At 40.6% G+C, this 23,115-nt stretch carries 16 protein-coding genes; 9 read left to right on the top strand and 7 right to left on the bottom strand.

Annotation, left to right across the window (positions count from 1 at the left end; all coding sequences use genetic code 11):
* Positions 1–14: 14 nt before the first annotated feature.
* From M1E86_RS13230 to M1E86_RS13210, 5 genes are read right to left on the bottom strand one after another with little or no spacing between them, the layout of a single operon-like run.
* Positions 15–977 (bottom strand): DUF1177 domain-containing protein, encoded by a 963-nt coding sequence (locus tag M1E86_RS13230; RefSeq protein WP_213914344.1) that lies wholly within the window; start codon positions 975–977, stop codon positions 15–17.
* Complete coding sequence (gene pepE / locus M1E86_RS13225; RefSeq protein WP_213914343.1) at positions 977–1,702, bottom strand: dipeptidase PepE; 726 nt, start codon at positions 1,700–1,702, stop codon at positions 977–979. Before pepE ends, M1E86_RS13230 begins: the two co-directional genes overlap by 1 nt.
* Positions 1,695–2,900 (bottom strand): aminotransferase class V-fold PLP-dependent enzyme, encoded by a 1,206-nt coding sequence (locus tag M1E86_RS13220; protein ID WP_213914342.1) that lies wholly within the window; start codon positions 2,898–2,900, stop codon positions 1,695–1,697. The genes pepE and M1E86_RS13220 overlap by 8 nt, the downstream gene beginning before the upstream one ends.
* 17 nt (positions 2,901–2,917) lie before the next feature.
* Entirely contained in the window at positions 2,918–4,546 is a 1,629-nt protein-coding gene (locus M1E86_RS13215; protein WP_213914341.1) for an OPT/YSL family transporter, read from the bottom strand.
* Positions 4,547–4,605: 59 nt separating this feature from the next.
* Complete coding sequence (locus M1E86_RS13210) at positions 4,606–5,319, bottom strand: IclR family transcriptional regulator (protein WP_213914340.1); 714 nt, start codon at positions 5,317–5,319, stop codon at positions 4,606–4,608.
* A 481-nt stretch (positions 5,320–5,800) separates the two neighbouring features.
* Between M1E86_RS13210 and galE the strand changes: the two genes are divergently transcribed.
* From galE to M1E86_RS13180, 6 genes are all read left to right on the top strand, one after another.
* Positions 5,801–6,826, top strand: coding sequence for a UDP-glucose 4-epimerase GalE (galE, locus tag M1E86_RS13205; protein ID WP_213914339.1), 1,026 nt, complete (start codon positions 5,801–5,803; stop codon positions 6,824–6,826).
* Positions 6,827–6,838: 12 nt separating this feature from the next.
* Positions 6,839–7,891, top strand: coding sequence for a UDP-glucose--hexose-1-phosphate uridylyltransferase (locus M1E86_RS13200; RefSeq protein ID WP_125894030.1), 1,053 nt, complete (start codon positions 6,839–6,841; stop codon positions 7,889–7,891).
* Between the two features lie 80 nt (positions 7,892–7,971).
* Entirely contained in the window at positions 7,972–9,126 is a 1,155-nt protein-coding gene (galK, locus tag M1E86_RS13195; protein WP_125894028.1) for a galactokinase, read from the top strand.
* Positions 9,127–9,160: 34 nt separating this feature from the next.
* Complete coding sequence (gene galM / locus M1E86_RS13190; protein WP_213914338.1) at positions 9,161–10,192, top strand: galactose-1-epimerase; 1,032 nt, start codon at positions 9,161–9,163, stop codon at positions 10,190–10,192.
* 153 nt (positions 10,193–10,345) lie between these two features.
* The gene (locus M1E86_RS13185; RefSeq protein WP_213914337.1) at positions 10,346–11,350 is read left to right on the top strand and encodes a substrate-binding domain-containing protein; all 1,005 of its coding nucleotides are present in this window, start codon (positions 10,346–10,348) and stop codon (positions 11,348–11,350) included.
* 263 nt (positions 11,351–11,613) lie between these two features.
* Positions 11,614–13,245 carry a sodium/sugar symporter gene (locus M1E86_RS13180; RefSeq protein ID WP_213914336.1) on the top strand — a complete coding sequence of 544 codons (1,632 nt, stop codon included), beginning with the start codon at positions 11,614–11,616 and terminating at the stop codon, positions 13,243–13,245.
* A gap of 217 nt (positions 13,246–13,462) precedes the next feature.
* Here M1E86_RS13180 and M1E86_RS13175 read toward each other — a convergent pair whose 3' ends face one another.
* Together M1E86_RS13175 and M1E86_RS13170 are read right to left on the bottom strand one after the other, a co-directional pair.
* On the bottom strand, positions 13,463–14,272 hold the full coding sequence (locus tag M1E86_RS13175; protein WP_426099128.1) for a DUF4198 domain-containing protein: 810 nt from the start codon (positions 14,270–14,272) through the stop codon (positions 13,463–13,465).
* Between the two features lie 14 nt (positions 14,273–14,286).
* Positions 14,287–16,260 carry a TonB-dependent receptor domain-containing protein gene (locus tag M1E86_RS13170; RefSeq protein WP_213914334.1) on the bottom strand — a complete coding sequence of 658 codons (1,974 nt, stop codon included), beginning with the start codon at positions 16,258–16,260 and terminating at the stop codon, positions 14,287–14,289.
* Positions 16,261–16,611: 351 nt separating this feature from the next.
* Here M1E86_RS13170 and M1E86_RS13165 point away from each other — a divergent pair, with 351 nt between their 5' ends.
* The 3 genes from M1E86_RS13165 to M1E86_RS13155 all read left to right on the top strand — a co-directional run bounded on the left by M1E86_RS13165 (position 16,612) and on the right by M1E86_RS13155 (position 23,010).
* A complete protein-coding gene (locus tag M1E86_RS13165; protein ID WP_213914333.1) occupies positions 16,612–18,216 on the top strand; it encodes a type I restriction-modification system subunit M in 1,605 nt (534 codons plus the stop codon).
* On the top strand, positions 18,206–19,609 hold the full coding sequence (locus M1E86_RS13160; protein WP_213914332.1) for a restriction endonuclease subunit S: 1,404 nt from the start codon (positions 18,206–18,208) through the stop codon (positions 19,607–19,609). The genes M1E86_RS13165 and M1E86_RS13160 overlap by 11 nt, the downstream gene beginning before the upstream one ends.
* A 122-nt stretch (positions 19,610–19,731) precedes the next feature.
* Entirely contained in the window at positions 19,732–23,010 is a 3,279-nt protein-coding gene (locus tag M1E86_RS13155) for an HsdR family type I site-specific deoxyribonuclease (protein WP_213914331.1), read from the top strand.
* Positions 23,011–23,115 lie beyond the last annotated feature (105 nt).

Raw genomic sequence — 23,115 nt, 5'->3', positions numbered from 1 at the left:
TTTTCATTTGAGAGCTACCCCTGAATCTGAGCTAATGAACCATACAAATCATAAAGCGTTTCATATTCATCTTGCTGATAAAATCGAATTTTATCCCAGCAAAATTGTTTAGCAACTTCCACCGTAAACCTTGTGGCATCAATTAATTCGCTTTCATAACTTGCACCTGTTTCACAGCCAGGAACAATCGATTTAGCGGTAATGGCAAGGCCAACAACGGGGGCGTGTGTTGCAACATGTGGTTGCATTATAGAATTAAAATGATAAACACCGTTATCATAAGGGGAAATATCTTGTGTGGTGATAGGGAACGTTTTCGCGACATCCCCTGTAGCATATTCCAGTAAGCGCACTAAATCAGGTGCGACACGTAAAATATAGCCTTGCTTAGCGGTGGGGGAAATAGCAATACCTCGCTGTTTAATGATGCTATTTCCCTTTGAAGTATCGATGGATAAAATTGCATCCATCTGCTCATCGACTTCATATCGGTTCATGGTATTGGATGAAACTGGCATCCCCATAAAATCAACAGGATCATGAGGGGTAATCGAAACGTGAGTGGCGATATGAGAGCTAATAATGACGTCTCCTTTGAGGCGTTGCCCCTTCGCCGCCATATCCAACAGTTTCATTGCGCTGGCAAAGGCAACAATTGAACCATCTGCATCAGAAACCAGCCCAATACGATCCGGTTGTGCCTGTTGTGCGCCTAAACGACCGATAATGCCTAAAGTCGGGTAAGGGCCTCCACGGTGTTTACCCTCAGAGCCAGGGATCAGCACTTTAATGAAATGGCATAATTTACTCGTATCCTCTGGAAATTCATAAGGAATCGAGGTAACTGTGATGATGGCATCATTTGAGCTAATAGATTGATTTGAATTAACAGAATGAAGTAATGCAGCCATTTTTTCACCATCAACATCAGGGGTGTCTAATAGGTCATAAACTTGACTTAGATAATTCAAGGACATTATTGTGCTCCTTTAATGATATCTAATTTAAATGGTTTATTGGTGGGAATTTCTTCGATCTTATTAGGAGCGCGTAACCATAAGGCATTTTGATCACCTAAAATGGTCCCATGATCATTTTCTATAAATAATGCGGTACCTTCATACAGTGCGATCAATTCTTCTGTGGGGTTAATCGTTAAAAACTCATTTAAACGCTCTTCACGACTTTCCCCATTATGACCAACTGGTTTACCAGAAATAAAGTGTGGGTTAATTTGAAATGGGCAAATATTCAGCGCATTAAATGAAGGTGGTTGGACAATTGGCATATCATTGGTGGTGCGTATAGTCGGTGTTGCGACATTACTACCTGCACTCCATCCCATATAGGGAATATTTTCTTGTTTCACTCGCTGTGAAATCAACTCTACTACTTTGGCATCATATAGGCGTTTTAATAGGGCGAAGGTGTTTCCACCACCAATAGCAATAGCTTGTGCTTGTTTGACTGCCACGACAGGGTCGCTAAAGTGATGAATTGACGTTAATTCATAACCTAATGCATTAAATACGGGTTGTACAATTGATTCAAAATCATCAAAACTGAATGTAACTGCGGCATAAGGAATAAATAAAATGTGTTGTTTTTTATGTTGCAATAAACGATGGATTTGTTCGTCAGCATGTTGTAAGTAATTCATATTCCTCATGCGAGAACTACTCATTAATAATGCGTTAGTCATTCTCATATTCCTTTTTTATTTCTTTCATTGAATTAATTAATAAATCGATTTCTTTTTCACTATTAAAATAATGAAGTGATAAACGAGCCATTTTTTCTATTTGATAGAATTTTAAAATTGCCGTTGCCATAAAATGGCCTGATTCGATAATGATATTTTTAGCTTCTAATTTTTGCATTAAGACATCAGAGGAAATCCCATTAATATTAAATGGAATAATTCCTATTCGCTGGTGACTATTATTAGGACCATAAATTTCGATGCCAGAAAGTAGAGATAATTGCTGCATAGCATATTGAGTGAGTGTCTGGTTACGGCTTTCAATTTGTTCAATACCGATATTGACGGCATAGTCTAAAGCAGAATCTAAACTAATAATGGCAGGAACATTAGGGCAGCCCGCTTCAAACCGTTTTGCCGTTTGAGGTATAATGACGTCACCTGTTTTTGGGTCAATTGAACTATTCCACCAACCCACGAGTGTTGGGTTTAATAGTGGGACTAACGGTTCACGAACAAAGAGAATGCCGCTCCCTTCTATGGCCCTTAACCCTTTTCGGCCACAAGAAGACATAAAATCACATTGCCACGTTTGTACATTAACGTTATACATACCAAGTGCTTGTGAAGCACTAACATGGCTAAGTACGCCATGCTTTCTAGCGATTTCACAAATTGCCTGTACGGGTTGAATTACCCCCGTTATGTTGGATAACGCAACGAAACTGATGAGCTTTGTTTTAGAGGTTATCGCTTGCTCGATAGATTCAGGTGAAATGACACCATAGCTGTCAGCACTCACCTTAATAATTTTTATCCCTTTTTCATGTGTTAATAACTGCCAGATTGCAATATTGCTGAGCATCTCAGTATCAGGAATTATGACTTCGTCGCCAGCTTGCCAAGAAATACCTCTGGCAATTAAACTGATAGATTCTGTACCATTTTTAGTGAATGCAATTTCACTGGGTTTTGCATCGATAAATGCAGCCAACTTTTGCCGACAAATTTCAACTTGATCATAGGTTTGCTTGCGAAAACTCGGTAAATAAATCCCTTGCTCCGCGGTTTTATCAAGATAACGTTTTACGGCTTCTATTACGGGTTTTGGTGGTGGTGCAGCGGCACCCGTATCAAAGTAAGCATAGTGTTGTGAAACCAGAGTGTCTTTTTGCACTTGTAACCAGATATTCGTCATTATTATTTCCTATAAAATTATTTAACCCAGAAGGAAAGCAGTTTTGCTTTAAGAGTTGGCAGGAAAGCTTTAGCCGTGGAGTAAAGAGCATCGCCGGCAATAAGCCCACCAGCGAAAGTTGAAATTTTATCGGAACTGATATTGAAGAAACGCTCAATGATAATTCGAACTGCGAGTGCAGTAAGAACAGTCCAACCTGCAATAGGATAGTTAATCATTAAGCCAGTTGAAAAGAGTACGCCAATCTGGTTTTTAGCACCGCCAATTAACTGAATAATGGCACCAGGTATTGCCCACAATAATAACATCATAGCGACATTTGATGAGCTACCCGCTTGGATAGTTGCGGCATAAAGCCTTGATGCAGGAACTATTTTATCTTGCTCGAAATAAAAATCATATGTGAGAGCAACGACGACTAAGGCGCAGGAAAAGCCGATAATAGCGGCAAAATATTGTTGTTTTCTACCATAATATTCTGCAGATTGATTTTTACCATAACCGCGGATCATAAACCCCGTTTTTAGATCGAACCCCATGTCGGCAAAGGCGGGGCCTGTTGCGGCACAAAAACCGACTAAAACGGCTAATGCCTCAGGGGGGAAACCTAATAAAATACCAATCATCAATGAGATAAGAGCGGCTGCAGTTGCTGGAAACCAACCAGAATGCATTGCCGCCATGCCCACAATCATCTCTTGGATTAACGCGGCTAAGGTCGCAAAAATAAGGAATCCAATAAGCTGAGGTAATGTCATTGTGATAAATATTTGGCTAATAAATGTGAGTGCTAGTGCGGTTAAAAAATAGAATGTTGCGCCCTTGATTAAGGTTGATTTGATACGTTTGCTACTATGGCGCAGTTCATCGCTTTCCTCGTTCTGTTGCTGGCTGTCTTTTTTGTTGCGAAAAACAATGGCACCAATTTGGATTAATGCGACGATACCTGCGCCAATCATCACGCCATGCGGGACATAGTTTTCATATAAATTATAGGTAATTAGTCCTGACTCAGAAAAACCACGAATGAGTAGGCCAATAGCAAACATGAATAATGCGAAAATACTGCCAATCAAAGCAATACCTGCAGACGCCATTGGGATACCAAAACCTGCACCAATAGCTCCTGCAGCAAAGCCAGTCAGTAATGCACCTAGTCGTTTCCCACCTTTGTTTCCTGCCCACAAAGTTTCCGCGGTGGCAACACCAGCAGGCCAAGAGGCACTGGCAGGATAGGCTCGGGTATTAAACAAGCCATATAAAATCGTGCCATCAATGATAATCGCAATGAAAGCACCTGCCAGCATTGGGTAAATTAATTCAGGTATACCCAATGCCCATGGCACACCAATGGCAACTATTAAGCCATTTGCTGCGGCAAAGGTTGCTGCAGAGATACTGGTTTGAATTAAATTTTGTGCATCGATAAATTTAAATGATGCGAATATAGAAAGTGGGATGCGAGATAATAAAATGGCGAGAACAGCTCCGATTATTGATGTATTTGCGGATATTCCTAGTGTGACAATAATTTGAATACCAATAATAGCACCGACAAAAGATAAAATAATTATTGCAATGAGTAGTGCTGGAGAAAAAATAGATACACGTACCTCAGTATCATTTTTATCGTGAGATATATTCATAGAGTTACCTATTTTATTTTAATAATTAATAACTACTTTTATCCTATATTTTCCATAAATTAAAATATGGCGGATAACTTATTGGCTGTTGACTTTAATAAAGGGTAATACTCAGTTAAATTTTTACTTTGACTTGATGCTGCAATACATAAAGATCCTAAAACACCTTTTTCAAAAGAAAATATAGGAACGGATAACCCTTGCGTTCCTGCTAAATAAGCTTCCTTTGAATATGCATATCCTTCTTCAGCATAGAGACTTAATTGCTTTCTTAGTAAGGTGTTATTTTGCAAATTATATTTAGAAAGGTATTCATCAATATAAGAAATACCCATTGAGCTTAAAATAATTTGTGTAAATGGGGCTTCATGTAAGCTCAACGCTTCCCCTTCTTTCGATGTAAAGCGGATAAGATGGTCGCTTTCTAAAATAAAATTACAAATAGCGATATCATTGTAACGGCGATAAATAAATATAGTTTCATGGGTTTTATCAGCGAGTGGGCGTAAGTAGTCACTCGCTAATTGTGAAAACTGGCGTGTGTTATTGGCTAAATGACCAATTTCAATACATCGCAAACCTAATAAATATTCTTTATTCTTATTTTTTTGTAAGAAACCTTGCTCTTCGAGAATATTAAAACCTCGCTGTACAACGGAAGGGCTTTTATCAAGATGGCGAGCTAGTTCTCGCACTCCCCATACGGGCTTTCTGATTGAAAAATAATCTAACAAGGTTAATACGAACCCAGCGGATTGTAGTCGGTTATTCATCGCTTCCCCTGTCTGCCATCAATTGAATTAGCACTATTGTTATATTGTTGTTCCTGATAAAGGAACAGTGTGCCGTTTAATAACACAGACATATTTAGATGAAATAATATGCAAAGTAAATGGTTTGTTGCTGCGATGTTAAGTAGATCACTAAAACAGTCGGCCACATTTATCTAATTTTTTCATGTTGTCTTTAATCATATGAAATCAATATGTTTTTTTTAGTTCTGAGTTGTTCCTACTAGCGAAACAATAGAAAGCACTAAATAGCTAAATGAGGTATTGGTGAGAGTAAGAGAAGCAGGCTGTTTTTCTTGATAGGGCCCATCCATTGAGAAAATAGGCTATTTTATATTTTTGTGTAAACGTTTACACTAAGTCGAGATTGATCACAGAATCTTATCCCAACTCGTTGTTATACTCCGTAGCAATGGTACGTTGGAAGACAGATTGTAATTTAGGCGGTATTGGGGGAAGAGAAATGCAACAGGTTGAAATACTCGTTACAGGTGGGCTTGGATATATCGGTAGTCATACTTGTGTTCAATTGATAAAAGCAGGGCTATCACCAGTTATTATAGATAATTTGTGTAATGCAAAGAAAGAAGTGCTTAATCGTATTGAGGTATTAACCGGTGTACGTCCGGTATTTTATCAATATGATGTCCGAAACGAGCAACAGCTCTCCTCTGTTTTTTCTTCTCATCAATTTCATTCAGTTATTCATTTTGCAGGGTTAAAAGCGGTTGGGGAATCGGTAGAAAAACCCCTTAAATACTATGATGTTAATTTCAATGGAACATTGGTATTACTGCGCTGTATGCAAGAAGCAAACGTGAAAAGTTTGATTTTTAGTTCGTCAGCCACGGTATATGGTGAACCCAGCCATTTACCTATCACTGAAGCGTTTCCAACGGGTAATACTCAAAGCCCTTATGGCACCAGTAAATATATGGTTGAGCGTTGTTTATCTGATGTATTTCGCTCGGATCCGTCATGGTCATTAACATTATTACGTTATTTCAACCCGGTTGGTGCCCACCCATCAGGTTTAATAGGCGAAGACCCGCAAGGGATCCCAAATAATTTAACGCCTTATATCACCCAAGTAGCGATAGGAAAAAGAGAAAAATTGGTGATTTATGGAAACGATTACCCTACGGTGGATGGAACAGGAGTTCGTGATTATATTCATGTTATGGATTTGGCTGATGGCCATGTTGCTGCCCTGCAAGGGGTTGGCAATCAAGCAGGATTACATTGCTACAATCTAGGTACGGGTAACGGCACCAGTGTTTTGCAGATGTTGCACGCCTTTGAAAAAGCAGTTGGAAAAGCCATTCCTTATGTGATTGAACCACGCCGTGCTGGGGATATCGCAGAATATTGGTCAACACCAGAAAAAGCATACCGTGAACTCGGATGGCAAGCGGAGCGAACCCTAGAGGATATGGCGACTGACAGCTGGCGTTGGCAATCAAATAATCCCAATGGCTATGAGGTTTAGGAGATAAATGAAATGAATACAATGCCATTTAACCCGTCTGATTGCCCTCATCGTCGTTATAACCCATTAACGGGGCAGTGGGTTCTGGTGTCTCCTCATCGAGCAAAACGACCGTGGAGCGGTAAAGATGAAAAACCATCAATAGAGGAGTTGCCTCAATATGATGAGCATTGTTTCCTTTGTCCGGGTAATACACGGGTTTCAGGGGAAGTGAATCCTAACTATCAGGGAACTTATGTCTTCCAAAACGACCATGGTGCGCTATTAGCACAACCCTGCGCCCAACCTGATAATCAATCTGAATTGTTTCAGTCACAATCGGTGAGTGGTGTCAGCCGAGTGATCTGTTTTTCACCTGATCACAGTAAAACGCTGCCAGAACTGTCGGTATCTGACATTGAAGGCGTTGTCGAAACATGGCAACAACAAATTGCTGAGTTAGGTGCGCGTTATACTTGGGTTCAAGTTTTTGAAAATAAAGGGGAAATAATGGGGTGTTCTCAACCTCATCCTCATGGACAAATTTGGGCGAGTGATTTTTTACCGAATGAAATTGCACGCAAGGACCATTTTCTCGCGCAATATTATCAACGCCATGGCCGTAACTTATTGACCGATTACATTAAAGCGGAACAGCAAGATGGTTCACGGATTGTTGTCGAAACTGAAGAGTGGATTGCTCTTGTCCCTTATTGGGCGGCTTGGCCATTTGAAACCATGCTGTTGCCGAAACGACATATTCGACGTATGGATGAAATGAATGAAACTATTCGTGCAGACCTTGCTGTTGCGCTAAAAAAACTCACAAGCCGTTACGATAATCTATTTCACTGTTCTTTCCCATATTCAATGGGGTGGCACTTTGCGCCTTTTATGAATGACAGCCAAGGCATTGAACATTGGCAATTACATGCCTTGTTTTATCCACCATTATTGCGCTCAGCGACAGTGAAAAAATTCATGGTGGGTTATGAAATGTTAGCGGAAACCCAGCGGGACCTCACACCTGAACAAGCCGCACAACGTTTGCGTGATGTGAGTGACTGCCATTATAAACAAAGCTAAACCGCTAAATGATTTATCAAATTACAATTAACTTAGCTGTTTGCTGGGTTAAGCAAATTACGCATTAAGGATAATTAAAAATGGAAACGTTAAAGCAAACTGTTGCCTCCTCGTTTGAAAAGACCTTTGGTTATCAACCTGAAATTTATGTTCAAGCCCCAGGGCGCGTGAATATTATCGGTGAACATACTGACTACAATGATGGTTTTGTATTGCCTTGTGCCATTGACTACCAAACGATGACCGCCGCGTCAAAACGAGATGACCGTATAATCCGAGTCGTTGCGGCTGACTACCATAATGAGTGCGATGAATTCAGCTTGGATAGCGAAATTGCATTTTTGCCTGAAAAAATGTGGGCAAACTATATTCGCGGTGTCGTGAAGTTTCTTTTACAACGCGGGCTTTCATTTAACGGTTGCGATATTGCTGTGAGTGGAAATGTACCGCAGGGGGCAGGTTTGAGTTCTTCTGCCTCACTCGAAGTGGTGATTGGGCAGACACTGAAAGCATTGTATCAATTAGATATTAGTCAACAAGATATCGCACTGAATGGCCAACAAGCGGAGAACCAATTTGTCGGTTGTAACTGCGGCATTATGGACCAACTTATTTCAGCTTGTGGTGATGAAGGTCATGCTCTATTGATTGATTGCCGCAGTTTAGCGCTATTTCCTATTTCCATCCCTGATGATTTGGTTGTGATGATAATCAATTCAAATAAACAACGTGGCTTGGTTGGAAGTGAATACAATACTCGTCGCCAACAATGCGAAGAAGCCGCTAATTTGTTTGGGGTGAAAGCGCTACGTGATGTCACTTTTGATGAGTTTTTACAGAAGCAGCATCAATTATCCCCTGTCGTTGCTAAGCGAGCCAAGCACGTGATCAGTGAAAACGAGCGAACTTTGGCAGCAGCAAAAGCATTAACACAGAATGATTTATTGCAGCTAAGCGAGCTAATGGCGCAATCACATATTTCTATGCGTGATGATTTTGAAATTACAGTTCAAGAAATTGATACTTTAGTGGATATCGTTAAGTCCGTTTTAGGTACTCAAGGTGGGGTGCGAATGACTGGCGGAGGCTTTGGTGGTTGTGTGGTGGCATTAATGCAGCAACAATGTGTGCAGCCTGTAATTGACGCAGTAGAAGCGCAATACCAGAAAGCGACAGGTCTGCAAGCCGATATTTATGTTTGCCAACCAAGCTCAGGTGCGAGTGTGGTAAGTTAAAACCAAATTAACATATTGAAAAAGTTGATATAACATGCTGTTTAATCAAGAAAAAAATCAAACACCCAAAGTCATAGTGTTAACCAATAAAAATGGTATAGAAATGACCCTGACAAGTCTAGGGGCAAGCTGGATGAGTTGTATTTTGCCGCTAGCGAGTGGAAAACGGGATGTCGTTTTAGGTTCACCGAATGTGGAGCAACACGCAGAGCAGGATGTGTATTTGGGCGCGACCGTTGGGCGCGTGGCTAACCGTATCGCAAATGCCCGTTTTTCCATTCACGGTGAAAATTACTCAGTATCAGCCAATCAAGGGGCGCATTGTTTACATGGCGGGAAAGATAATTTTAGTTATCGTATTTGGGCTGTTTCGCAACTGAGTGCCCAAAAGGTAATTTTTTCACTTACCTCACCGGATGGTGATCAAGGTTTTCCAGGGGAATTGCGTGTTGAAGTGAGTTATGAGTTAACAGATGAAAATCAAGTGATTATCCGTTATAAACACCAAACTACGAAGGTCTGCCCTGTAAATCTAACCAACCATACTTACTTTAATTTGGCGGGGGAGGGTAGCAAAAAAACGGTGTTAGATCACGCTCTGACGATACACGGTGATTATTATTTACCAACAGATAAAACAGGGATCCCGAGTGGAGAGTGGCGTGATGTCACTGGTAGTAATTTTGACTTTCGCCAAAGCAAACTCATTGGTCGTGATTTTCTACAAGACAATGACCAAGTTGCAGCTGGGGGCTATGACCACACTTTTGTGCTTGATTCAGCCTGTATCGATGGGCGCAAAGCGGTAGCATCGTTGAGCGCTCCTGAGGGAGACGTAAAAATGAATATTTTTACAACGATGCCCACCATGCAGCTTTATACCGGGAATTATTTGGTTTCAGTCGCAGGTAAAACCAAATCGTATGCGCCTTTTTCCGGGGTGGCATTTGAAACGCAGTTTCCTCCTGATGCCGTTAATCATCCCGAATGGGGAGAGCGATACAGCCCAATTTCACAGCCTAATCAAATTTATTGTAGTGAAACCTGTTATCAATTTATGTTCTAAATCTAGACATCATTAACACCGCATTTAAGCGGTGTTTTCTTTTTTGCACGATAAACTCATTATTTTAATTTAAATAATCTTAATATGCGTTATGCCATTGTTTTTAATTCTAGCGCATTGTTTAATAAGCCATCCTAATTGTAGAGGTATACGATGGCGACAATCAAAGATGTGGCAAAAGAAGCCGGTGTGTCGGTTGCAACTGTTTCTCGAGTGATTAACCAATCACCGAAGGCGAGTCAAGCTTCTATTGTCTCAGTAAAGAGTGCAATGAATAAGCTGGGTTATCGTCCCAATGCCGCAGCTCGTGCTCTTGTGAACCAAAGCTCAAATACCATTGGGGTGTTAGTTAACGATGTTTCCGACCCTTTTTTTGGCGTGATGGTCAAAGCCGTTGATGGCGTAGCGCATAAAAACGGTAAACATATTCTGATTTGTAATGGTTACCATAACGCAAAGGAAGAGCGCCAATCTATTGAGCTGTTGATCAACAACCGCTGTGATGCTCTGGTGATCCACTCTAAAGCACTTGATGATGCAGAATTGCTACAATATGCGAAAGAAGTCCCAAGTATGGTACTGATAAACCGCCATATTGATGAAATTGCAAACCGCTGTATTTCATTAAATAATTACAAGGGCGCTTATTTAGCGACAGAGCATCTCATTCGACATGGCCATACTAAAATTGCGTACATTTCTTCAAATCACCAAATTGAGGATGCGGTGCAACGTTTACAAGGTTATCGGGATGCATTAAAAAATAATGGTATTCAACTGTCTGATAGTTATATTGAATATGGCGTGCCGTATGGAGAAGGTGGAGAGCAAGCGATGACGAACTTGCTGATAAAATCGCTCGAAATTACAGCTGTCGTGGGTTATAACGATTTTATGGCTGCAGGAGCCATCGCAGTATTAGATGAAAATGAAATTCACTCGCCAGAACAGGTCTCAGTGATTGGTTTTGATGATGTGTTGATTGCCCGCTATATCCACCCACGCTTAACAACCATTCGTTACCCTATCCAAATGATGGCAGAAAAAGCCACCCAGCTAGCACTCTCTTTAGCGAGAGGGGAAAAAACAACAGGTGAAAGCTTGATTTACTCTCCGACATTGGTTCAGCGTAATTCAGTTAGACCTTTGCACGTTTAACTCCTATATAGGTCATAGAATGACATTATTTTGTGTAAACGTTTTCATTCATATTTGATGAAGTTCACGGTTTTACTATAAAACAGATTTCCTGCTATCACTATTTTTCTATCTACCAATGATTTTTTGTATTAATTTCGGCTAGTTAGCTCATTAAGTTAATATTTTAGAGGATATTGTGAAAATATGTGATTCATTTAACGGTGAAATTTTGTGGTAACGTTTACACTTGCTTCGTTATCATTTGGTGAAGGAATTTGATTATGCAAACTGAAGGGGTTGGGTTAAGCACATTAGATTACGGAATATTCATTCTGTATGTGCTTGTCATTATTAGTGTTGGTCTTTGGGTTTCTCGAGATAAAAAAGGGCAAAAAAAAGGTACAAAAGACTATTTTCTAGCAGGAAAAACATTACCTTGGTGGGCAATCGGTTCTTCATTGATTGCGGCAAATATCTCAGCAGAGCAGTTTATTGGTATGTCGGGCTCTGGCTTTTCAATAGGTTTGGCCATCGCATCCTATGAATGGATGGCAGCATTAACACTGATTATTGTCGCTAAATACTTTATGCCAGTGTTTATTGATAAAGGTATTTTCACTATTCCAGAATTTGTTGAAAAACGTTTTAATAAAACGTTAAAAACAATCTTAGCGGTATTCTGGTTGGCATTATTTATCTTTGTTAACTTAACATCAGTTCTTTATTTAGGGTCGTTAGCATTACAAACAATCCTAGGTATCCCAATGCATTATGCTATTTTTGGCTTAGCATTATTTGCAGTGATTTACTCGCTTTATGGCGGTTTGTCTGCAGTTGCATGGACGGATGTGGTACAAGTTTTCTTCTTAATTTTAGGCGGTTTTTTAACCACGATAATGGCAGTGAGCTATATTGGTGGTGATGCAGGGTTATTCGCGGGTATGAGTCGTATGGCCAGCGAGGCACCTGCGCATTTTGAAATGATCTTAAGCCCAGACAACCCGCAATTTAGCAATTTGCCGGGTATTGCAGTGTTAATTGGTGGGTTATGGGTTGCCAATTTATATTACTGGGGCTTTAACCAATATATTATTCAACGTGCATTAGCCGCTAAATCGATTAATGAAGCGCAAAAAGGTTTGGTTTTCGCGGCATTTCTCAAACTTATTGTCCCAATCCTCGTTGTCGTACCCGGTATCGCGGCATATGTGATTGTTTCTGATCCAGCGTTATTGGCAGGATTAGGAACGATGGCACAAGAACATATGCCAACATTGGCCCAAGCGGACAAAGCTTACCCATGGTTAACGCAGTTCTTACCCGTAGGCGCTAAAGGGGTTGTTTTTGCTGCATTAGCTGCAGCGATCGTCTCTTCTTTAGCTTCCATGCTGAACTCAGTGGCAACTATTTTCACCATGGATATCTACAAAGAATACATTGCTCCATCCACATCTGATCACAAATTAGTGAATGTTGGGCGGGTTAGTGCGGTTGTTGCCTTAATTGTTGCCTGCTTTATCGCCCCATTACTGGGTAACATTGGACAAGCTTTCCAATATATTCAGGAATATACGGGGTTAGTTAGCCCAGGTATCTTAGCTGTCTTCTTATTAGGCTTGTTTTGGAAGAAAACCAATGCGAAAGGGGCAATTATCGGAGTGCTGCTCTCCATCCCATTTGCATTATTCTTAAAACTGATGCCATTAGGTATGCCATTCCTAGACCAAATGATGTACACCTTCTTCTTTACTGCGGTGGTGATTGGTTTGATAAGCTTAACAACAGCAAAAGAAGATGACTGTGAGGGGGCAATTATCCTAACGTCAGAGACATTTAAAACCTCAAAAGGCTTCAATATTGCGTCATACGCAATTATGGTTATCTTATGCGTTTTATATGCACTGTTCTGGTAACGAAATACATCTAACAACCTGATAAATAAAATGATAACATTAGGCGGGAAAGGTAACTCCCGCCTTATTTTTTGTGTTTGTTAAGCAAAATAATGGTTATCATCAAAACTGAAATTGGATTAACTATCTATTGCCACTAACCCTCAAGAAAAAGCTATCTCATTGATAATTCGATTCTGTCTATGAGATAGCTGTCAGAGCCGTAAAAATATTGCGATTAACGTTTAAATGACAACGATGCTACCGCCACACTTTCATCACATTGTTCTCTATTTTCAAATGGTTGCTTATACTTAGTTAATAACATCCATTCACCAGCAGGTAAATGCTTAATTGAAATAATGCCATCATTATTACTCGTCACCGAATACTCCGCAGTATGTAGCGGGTGCTTTGATTCGTTATTAGCTGCATGACTGTGGCTATGATTATGACTATTTTTAATATATTCAGCAGAATCTATTTCAACTTGGCTATGACTAAGTGGCTTACCGCGGTAAAAAACCTGAAATAAATCTACCTGCTCATTATTAGAAAAAATATTATTAATTGGGACTATTTCTAACTCTTGCCCTATAGGTTTAAAGATATAACTATCTAATTTTAGATTTCCGTCACTCACGATCGTTTTAGCGAATTTAACGCTGAATTGGCAATAGCTCGCTTGTTCTGCTTGTTGCTTATCTAGTGGCCGCCAACCCTTCTTAGTTCTAGACCAAAACATCGGTTTCATATTTGTTGATATAATAAAGTTTTCTGTATTTTTTAGATGTTGCTTATATTCATAGACATAATCTGTTTCTGTGCTTTCTAATGGTTCACTTCCTTGTTCTGTCGTTATTTGCGGTAATACAAAGTAATCCTGCCGATTAGGTAAGCGTCCTTTCGACGGGAAATCATGGCCATAGCCAATCTCAGCAATAATACGGTCGCTTATTGGCTTAGCAGTGAGCCAAACATCATGAGCGGATGCTATAGATGTCATCAACAATGTGGATAAACTAATCGTAATTAATTGGTATTTCATTTCAGTATTCCTATTTACCATTGGTAACTAACAAAAACATTAACAGAGCGGCCCGCAATAGGAGCACCTTGAATTGAATTCGCTTGCTTATTTAATGCATTATCTAAAACTAACGCAGCGGTTACGCCTTTTAGATTTTCGAGAGGTTGATAATCCACAGAAAATGTATTTAAAACATAGCCTGCTTGAGTGTCCGTGCCTGTTTTCACATGGCGTGCTGGCGCGACAAAAGTGCCTCGCCAACCGACGGATACGTCACTGAGTGATGTGGGTATTTCTAGAGAAGTGACTACCGTATCAGGACTTAAATTTCCTAGCCATTCACGATTATTAGCATCAATCCCATCAGTGTGGTTATAGGATAGGCCTAATTTGAAATCACGATGTTCATAACTTGATTGGATATCCCATCCCCAAATTTTTGCTAACGCGACATTATTTGCATAGGTAATTCCCTTTTTTCTATCAACATGCGTTGCTATATAATTTTTCGCATGGGTATTAAAGTAGCTGCCTTTCAGTTCGATGTTATCTCCATCAGAAAAAACAGAGTCAAATGTCAGACCTAGCCCAATCTCTTGTGAATGATTAGTTTCAGGCTTTAAGTTTGGATTTGGTACCCAATAATTAGGTTTCCCTCGTGAATAAAAATGTAATCCATCACGATACATTTCTTCCATTGTGGGGGCCCGAAAAGCTGAAGATGCCGAACCAAATAACATCAGCCAATCGGTTGGATTTAATACAATTGCAGCTTTTGGCGAGTAGTTGCTAGCCGTTAAATCACCATATTTTGAATTGCTACTTTGGTAATGGTCATAACGAGTACCAATGATAAAAGTCATTGGTAAATCACGTAATGTAATCTCATCTTGGATTAGCCCTGAGTAAAAATTAATTTTCCCATCAGGGTAGACGGTTTCAGCACCTGAAGGTTGGTGCTTTTGATGATAAAATTCGCCACCGACAATAATCTGTTGACCAAATAATGGCGATTGGATCACACTCGTATTCGTTATTTTTGTTCCATAACTTGAGCTATTGCGGTGTTTACTTTTTTGTCCCGCAGGTGTTGAATGAACATCCACTTCAGAAGAATAAAGCAGTGTATTCAAATCAATTAAGCCTGAATAAGTAGGGTTAAAATGATAATTCATTTGTATATCACGCTGAGTAATATTGCGGTGATAGTATTCTGAATTATCAACACTAGGACTCGTGACTGTTGGGTTGCCAGGTTCTTTTGATTTACTACGATAGTGTTTGATACTGCCGCTTACACTTTGGTTCTCGTCAATCGCATATTCACCTTTGGCAAACAAGCTGTTATTTTCTTCATCATTTGGAGCGGAGTACCCATCTCCTTGATAAATATTACCTCGCTGACGTTGGGTCAGCGAAAGCAAGCCATCAAATTGTGCTGTTCGCCCATATGCCATCGCCCCTGTTCCATAGCTATGGTCCCCTGTTGCCCCTGCAGTAAATACGCGAAAGCCATATTTCTCGTTAGCATCCAGAAAATCTTTTGCATTTGCAGTTCGATAATCAATGACTCCCCCAAGTCCACCGCTACCATACAAACTTGACATAGGTCCCCTGACAACCTCAACTTTTTGGATTAAAAATGGGTCGACAAATGTCGCACTTCCCTTGTCCATTCCAGTGTCCTGTTTTACGCCATCAACCAGAACTAAAACCCCATTTTTGTTATAACCCCGTAAGTTAAATGTTTGCCCATTAGTACGACCTACGCCAACTTCACTGAGCCCCGCGATCCCTTTTAACAGCCCCCCCGCAGTCATTGAGGTATGAGTTAATGCCGTATTGTTGTGTATTACATTAACGATGGAAGGTGCTTCAAATTGTTCCGTTTCTATACCTGTTGCTGTGACAGTAATTGTTGAGTCTTTTGCAGTAGAAACGGCAAAACTCGAATTATGGTTCCCTAGAAATAAAATAAAAAAAGTTGCTAATGCTGTTGTTCTCATTAATAAACCCAATATAGATCCGATATGTGTAGGTTATGTTATAACATAACAATATAACTTCAAGTTTTTCTCTCTAATTATTTTGAAATTATTATTTTGGATTTTGCTGCCGATACCACGCTAATTCTCTAATTTGGCCGTGTATCAGCGCGTTATGGGTAAGATCACATTGGGCATTAAAGAGAATGTTTCAAAAAGAATTTCAGCGGTAGCCGCCCAAACCCATCTGATTTTATGAGATAATCTTCTTCATACCTATTTTGTATACATTATCGGCAGCTGGCGTAAAAACAATCAACACTAACTCAGTGCTCTCCGATAATAACTGATAAGAAAAGAGAATCTATCGACATGGCAAAATCACCTGCGAAAAAACCAACCAAAGGCTTTGAAGAAACCCTTTGGGATACCGCTAATCAACTGCGTGGTAGCGTTGAATCCTCCGAGTATAAGCATGTGGTACTCAGTTTGGTGTTCCTGAAATTTATCAGTGACAAATTCGAAGCCAAACGTAGCGAATTAATCAAAAATGGTCAGGAAGCCTTTGTTGATATGGATGTTTTCTATCAGCAAGATAACGTTTTCTTTTTACCGCAACAGTCCCGCTGGTCTTATGTGCAAGAGCGTGCGAAACAAGACGATATCGCCGTTATCATTGATACCGCGTTATCCACCATTGAAAAAAGCAATGCATCACTGACAGGCGCATTGCCGGATAACTATTTTTCTCGCCAAGGGCTTGAACCGAAAAGGCTCGCTTCACTGATCGACAGTATTGAAAACATCGATACCCTTGCCACGGAGTGTGGGGTAGGGGAAGAAGATCTCGTCGGCCGTGTTTATGAATACTTTTTAGGGCGCTTTGCCGCCAGCGAAGGTAAAGGCGGGGGCGAGTTCTATACCCCAAAATCGGTCGTAACCCTACTAGCTGAAATGTTAGAGCCTTACCAAGGTAAAGTGTATGACCCGTGCTGCGGCTCAGGCGGTATGTTTGTGCAGTCGTTGAAATTTGTGGAAAGCCACCAAGGGAAAAGCAAAGATATTGCGATTTACGGGCAGGAGCTGACCAGCACCACCTATAAACTGGCGAAAATGAACTTGGCGGTAAGAGGGTTGACGGGCAATTTAGGGGAACGCCCAGCGGATACCTTTTTCGCAGACCAGCACCCTGACTTAAAAGCCGATTTTATTATGGCAAACCCGCCGTTTAACTTAAAAGACTGGCGTAATGAAGCCGAGCTCACCAACGACCCACGTTTTGCGGGTTTCCGTACCCCACCGACGGGAAACGCTAACTATGCGTGGATTTTGCATATGTTATCTAAGCTCAGTGAAGACGGGGTTGCCGGGTTTGTGTTAGCCAATGGTTCGATGAGTTCGAATACCAGTGGTGAGGGGGAAATTCGCCAAAAACTTATCGAAGATGATCGTATAGAGTGCATGATAGCTTTGCCCGGTCAGCTCTTTTTTACCACGCAAATCCCTGTTTGCCTGTGGTTTATCAGTAAAAGTAAACACGCGAGCGCCAAATATGGTTATCGCGACCGCCAAGGGGAAACCTTGTTTATCGATGCCCGTAACCTCGGCACCATGATCAGCCGTACCCAAAAAGAACTTACAGGTGAGGATATCGCCACTATCGCTGATACCTTCCATGCATGGCGCAGTAGCGAAAGTGAACTGAAACGTCGTGTCACCGCCAAAGAAATCAGTATTGAGCAGTATCAAGACCAAGCCGGTTTTTGCAAAGTTGCCTCCCTTGACGATATCAAGGCCAATGATTTTGTACTCACACCGGGGCGCTATGTGGGCGCTGCGGAGGTCGAAGATGACGGCGTGTCGTTTGAAACCAAGATGCAGGAATTGACCCAAACCCTTTATCGCCAGATGGATGAAGCGGCAGAGCTTGATAAAGCTATCCGTAAAAATATGGAGGCGCTGGGGTATGGGGAGTAAAGTTAAGTTAGGTGAACTGTTAAGTGTATTAACTGACTATCATGCTAATGGGGCTTATAAGAAGCTAAAAGAAAATGTTGTATTACTCGATAAGCCTGATTTTGCTGTAATGATTCGTACAACTAATTTTGAACAGGAAGATTTTACTAATAATTTAAAATACATTAGCAAACATGCTTATAGTTTTCTTGCAAAGTCTAAGGTGTATCCTAATGATATTATTATGAATAAAATAGCGAACGCGGGGTCTAGTTATTTGATGCCTAACTTGAAAGTCCCTGTATCATTAGCTATGAATCTTTTTTTGCTTAGAGTTGATGCCGCAAAAGCAAATCCAATATATGTTTACCTTTATCTGAGGGTAAATGAGGCATATGTGAAGAGCTTTGCTAATGGTTCAGTAACTAAAACGATCACAAAAGATGCAGTTAGAAATTTAGAGATTGAACTACCAAGTCGAAATATTCAAGATCGAATCGCTGAGCAGTTTATTTGCATTAACGACAAAATTACACTTAATCGCGAAATTAATCAAACTCTCGAGCAAATGGCGCAAACGCTATTTAAATCCTGGTTTATGGATTTTGACCCTGTGATTGATAATGCGTTAGAAGCTGGTTTTTTTGAGCAGGATTTAGCTTTTTCAGAAGAATTACTTAGTCGGGTTGAATTGCGTAAAACTGTGCGTGAAAGTAATGGTTTTAAGCCGTTACCAGAGGATATCCGTCAGTTATTTCCTGATGCTTTTGAAAAGTGTTCAGAGCCTGCATTGGGGCTTGGGGGGTGGGTGCCAAAGGGTTGGTTTTATTCTTCAATTTATGAAAGCATGGATATCATTTTTGGAGCCCCATTTAAGTCAAGTCTTTTCAACGAGTTAGGCGAAGGTAAGCCAATTGTTCGCATTCGAGATTTAAAAACAGGCGCACCACAAGTATTTAGTGTAGAGCTACATCCAAAGAAAACACAAATAATAGCAGGGGATATCATTGTTGGAATGGATGCAGAGTTTAGAGCGACTATTTGGTCTGGGGATGATGCTTATTTAAATCAACGATTATTTCTTGCAAAACCCAAAGGTACTAACATCAGTAATCTTTTTGTTAAATATTCTCTTGCTCCTCTTTTAGCTATAGAAGAAATGGCTCAGGTTGGAACAACAGTTGCTCATTTAGGAAAAAAAGATATAGATAAATTCAATATTATTTTGCCTAATTCAAGTGTATTAGCAGCTTATAAAAAACAGAGTGATGATTTTTTAAGAAAAATAGTTGTCGGAATGAGAGAGAACAACACATTAACCCAACTCCGCGACACTCTCCTTCCTAAATTAATCTCCGGTGAGCTGTCATTAAACGACATCAAAATAGATCTTCCAGAAGAAACACTTATCTAATTTACTCGACCGCTTCACATTTTTCTTATTGTGCAGCGGTTTTTGTTATCGAATCAATTAAACTAGCTTAATTAAAAAACGCGATAAAAAACAATTTATAAAACAGACAAGAAACCACTGACATGAGCCATATCTTCACCGAAGCCAAATTGGAACAGGCAATTATTGAACTGCTAGGACAACATGCAAACAATGCAGGAAAAACCTGCTATCCGCATTATGTCGGCAACACAATTCCACGTAAAGACAATAGCGAAGTGTTGATAGTGGACGACTTACGTCAGTACCTTGCTAACCAATATCAAGCAGATGGCATCACTGAAAGTGAAATCACCACGATTGTTCTGCAATTACAATCTTTGCCAGCCAGCGACCTATACCAAAGTAATAAAACTTTTTGCCATTGGCTCAGTAATGGTTTTTTACTCAAACGCGAAGACCGCAAGCAAAAAGACCTGTATATCGAACTGCTCGATACCCAAACATTGCCTGCTCAATTGGTTAAATTATTTGCCGGAGAAGATATCGTATCGGAGGCAGATAATAACCGCTATCGGCTAGTTAACCAGCTCGAAATAGAAGGGCAAGCCCGTGATGGGGGAGTCCAACTGCGTATCCCTGATGCTATTTTATACGTCAATGGGTTACCGTTGGTGGTCTTCGAATTTAAATCAGCGGTGCGAGGTGAAGAAGCTACCCTATTTGACGCATGGACACAGCTTTGCGTGCGTTATCGCCGCGATATTCCTAAGTTATTTGTTTATAACGCCTTGTGTATTCTTAGTGATGGCGTGAATAACAAAATGGGTAACCTATTTGCCCCTTATGAATTCTATTATGCATGGCGTAAAATCAACGGTAACGAATCAACGGAAAAACAAGGCATCAATGGCCTATATACCCTGATCGAGGGGCTATTTCATCCCGTTCGTTTATTGGATGTATTGAAAAACTTTATTTTCTTTCCTGATACCAGCAAGACCTCAGTTAAGGTTTGTTGCCGTTATCCGCAGTATTACGCGGCTCGTAAGCTGTATTACAACATCGAAAAAGAGCGTAAGCAGATAAATGTGGATGGTGAAAATATTGGTGGCAGCGGTAAAGGGGGCACCTACTTTGGTGCCACTGGCTGTGGTAAAAGCTACACCATGCAATTTTTAGCACGCTTATTGATGAAAAGCGTCGATTTCGCTAGCCCAACCATTATTTTAATCACCGACCGAACCGACCTTGATGAACAGCTAGCAAAACAGTTTTGCAATGCAAAAGCCTTTATTGGCGATGAAATTATTGTCCCGGTCACCAGCCGACAAGATTTGCGCGACAAGTTAGCAGGGCGTGCCAGTGGCGGGGTATTCCTCACCACCATTCATAAATTCACAGAAGATATTCAACTGCTTTCTGAGCGCAGTAATATTATCTGTATCTCTGATGAAGCTCACCGTAGTCAAATTAACCTCGACCAAAAAATCAGTATTAACCAAGAAGACGGCACGGTTAAAAAGACCTATGGTTTTGCTAAATATCTGCATGACTCACTGCCGAATGCCACTTACGTTGGTTTTACGGGAACGCCTATCGACGCCACCTTAGATGTATTTGGTGAAACTATCGATAGCTACACCATGACCGAATCGGTGAATGATGAAATTACTGTGCGCATTGTGTACGAAGGGCGTGCGGCTAAAATCGCCCTTGATAACAGCAAATTAGAAGAGATCGAACGCTATTACCAAGAGTGTGAAGCCCAAGGCACCAGCGAATATCAGATAGAAGAAAGCAAAAAAGCCACAGCGAACATGAACTCCATTTTAGGGGATCCTGACCGTATTGATGCGCTAGCAAAAGATTTTGCGCAGCATTATGAAAAGCGGGTGGAAGAAGGTTCAACCATCAAAGGCAAAGCAATGGTGGTTTGCGCTAGCCGTGAAATTGCCTATGCATTTTATCAGAGCCTGAAGTTACAACGGCCAGAGTGGTTTGAGGCGAAACTGGCAATAGAGGGTGTCGAACTCACTGAGCAAGAGAAAAGCGAATTGATGCGCCTGCCGATGGTGAATATGGTGATGACTCGTGGAAAAGATGACCATGAGGCCATGTACAATTTGCTGGGAACAAAAGATTACCGCAGAGAGTTAGATAAACAATTTAAGAACCCGAAATCTAACTTCAAAATCGCTATTGTGGTGGATATGTGGCTGACCGGTTTTGACGTACCAGAACTGGATACTATTTACATCGATAAGCCATTACAAAAGCATAATCTTATTCAAACTATTTCCCGGGTGAATCGCCGTTTCGAAGGAAAAGAAAAGGGATTAGTGGTTGACTATATTGGTATTAAAAGTCGCATGAATATGGCGTTGGCCATGTATTCGAAAGCGGATAAGTCTAATTTCGAAGATATTCAGCAATCTATCGTTGAAGTGCGTAATCACTTGAACTTATTGGCGCAAGTATTCCATAAATTTGATAGCGATGATTACTTTTCAGGTTCGCCAACGCTGCAATTAGACTGCCTTAATCGGGCGGCTGAATTTATCCTGCAAACCAAGAAAGTTGAACTGCGTTTTATGGGCTTAGTGAAGCGGTTGAAAGCCGCTTATGATGTGTGTGTGGGCAGTGAAGATATTACTCAAGATGAACGTGAACACATTCATTTTTATCTCGCGGTACGCTCCATCGTTTACAAATTAACGAAAGGGGACGCACCGGATACAGCGCAAATGAACCAAAAAGTGCGAGAAATGATAGCCGATGCGCTCAAAGCCGAAGGCGTGGAAGAGATTTTCACGTTGGGTGATGACAAAGCGGAAACCATCGATATTTTTGATGATGAATACATGGCGCGCATCAATAAAATCAAACTGCCAAACACAAAAATGCAGCTGCTACAACAGATGCTACAAAAAGCCATTAGTGATTTTCAAAAGGTCAATCAACTCCAAGGGATCAACTTTTCCAAGCGTTTTCAAGCTTTAGTTGAGCAATATAACCAACGCAAAGAGAATGATGTGCTCAATGGCGAAGAGTTCGACGATTTCACCGAGCAAATGGCGACGATGATTTATGACATCAAGGCGGAAATGATGTCATTTAAAGGCATAGGTATCGATATGGAAGAAAAAGCTTTCCTCGATATTTTGTTGCATATGTGCCAGAAATACGATTTTACCTACGATGACGACAAAATGCTGGCACTTGCTAAGGATATGAAGCGGATTGTGGATGACAGCACACAATACCCTGACTGGAGCAACCGAGACGATATTAAAGCTAAGCTGAAAGTCGACCTGATTTTATTATTGCACCGTTATGGCTTCCCACCAGTGGCCAATGACGAGGTGTATAAAAGCGTGCTGGAACAAGCCGAGAACTTTAAGAAATATCAGCTGGGGTGATTGGTACTTGCTGATATATAGTCGGGGACTTTAGTTTACTGAACTAACAAATGGTCAGGTGAAACGTCTAATAGTGGGCCGCATACGCATACTTATTCAGGTAAC

The sequence above is a fragment of the Providencia sp. PROV200 genome, assembly GCF_049901995.1.
GTDB lineage: Bacteria > Pseudomonadota > Gammaproteobacteria > Enterobacterales > Enterobacteriaceae > Providencia > Providencia rettgeri_E.
This window is presented reverse-complemented; position numbering and strand designations above follow the sequence as displayed.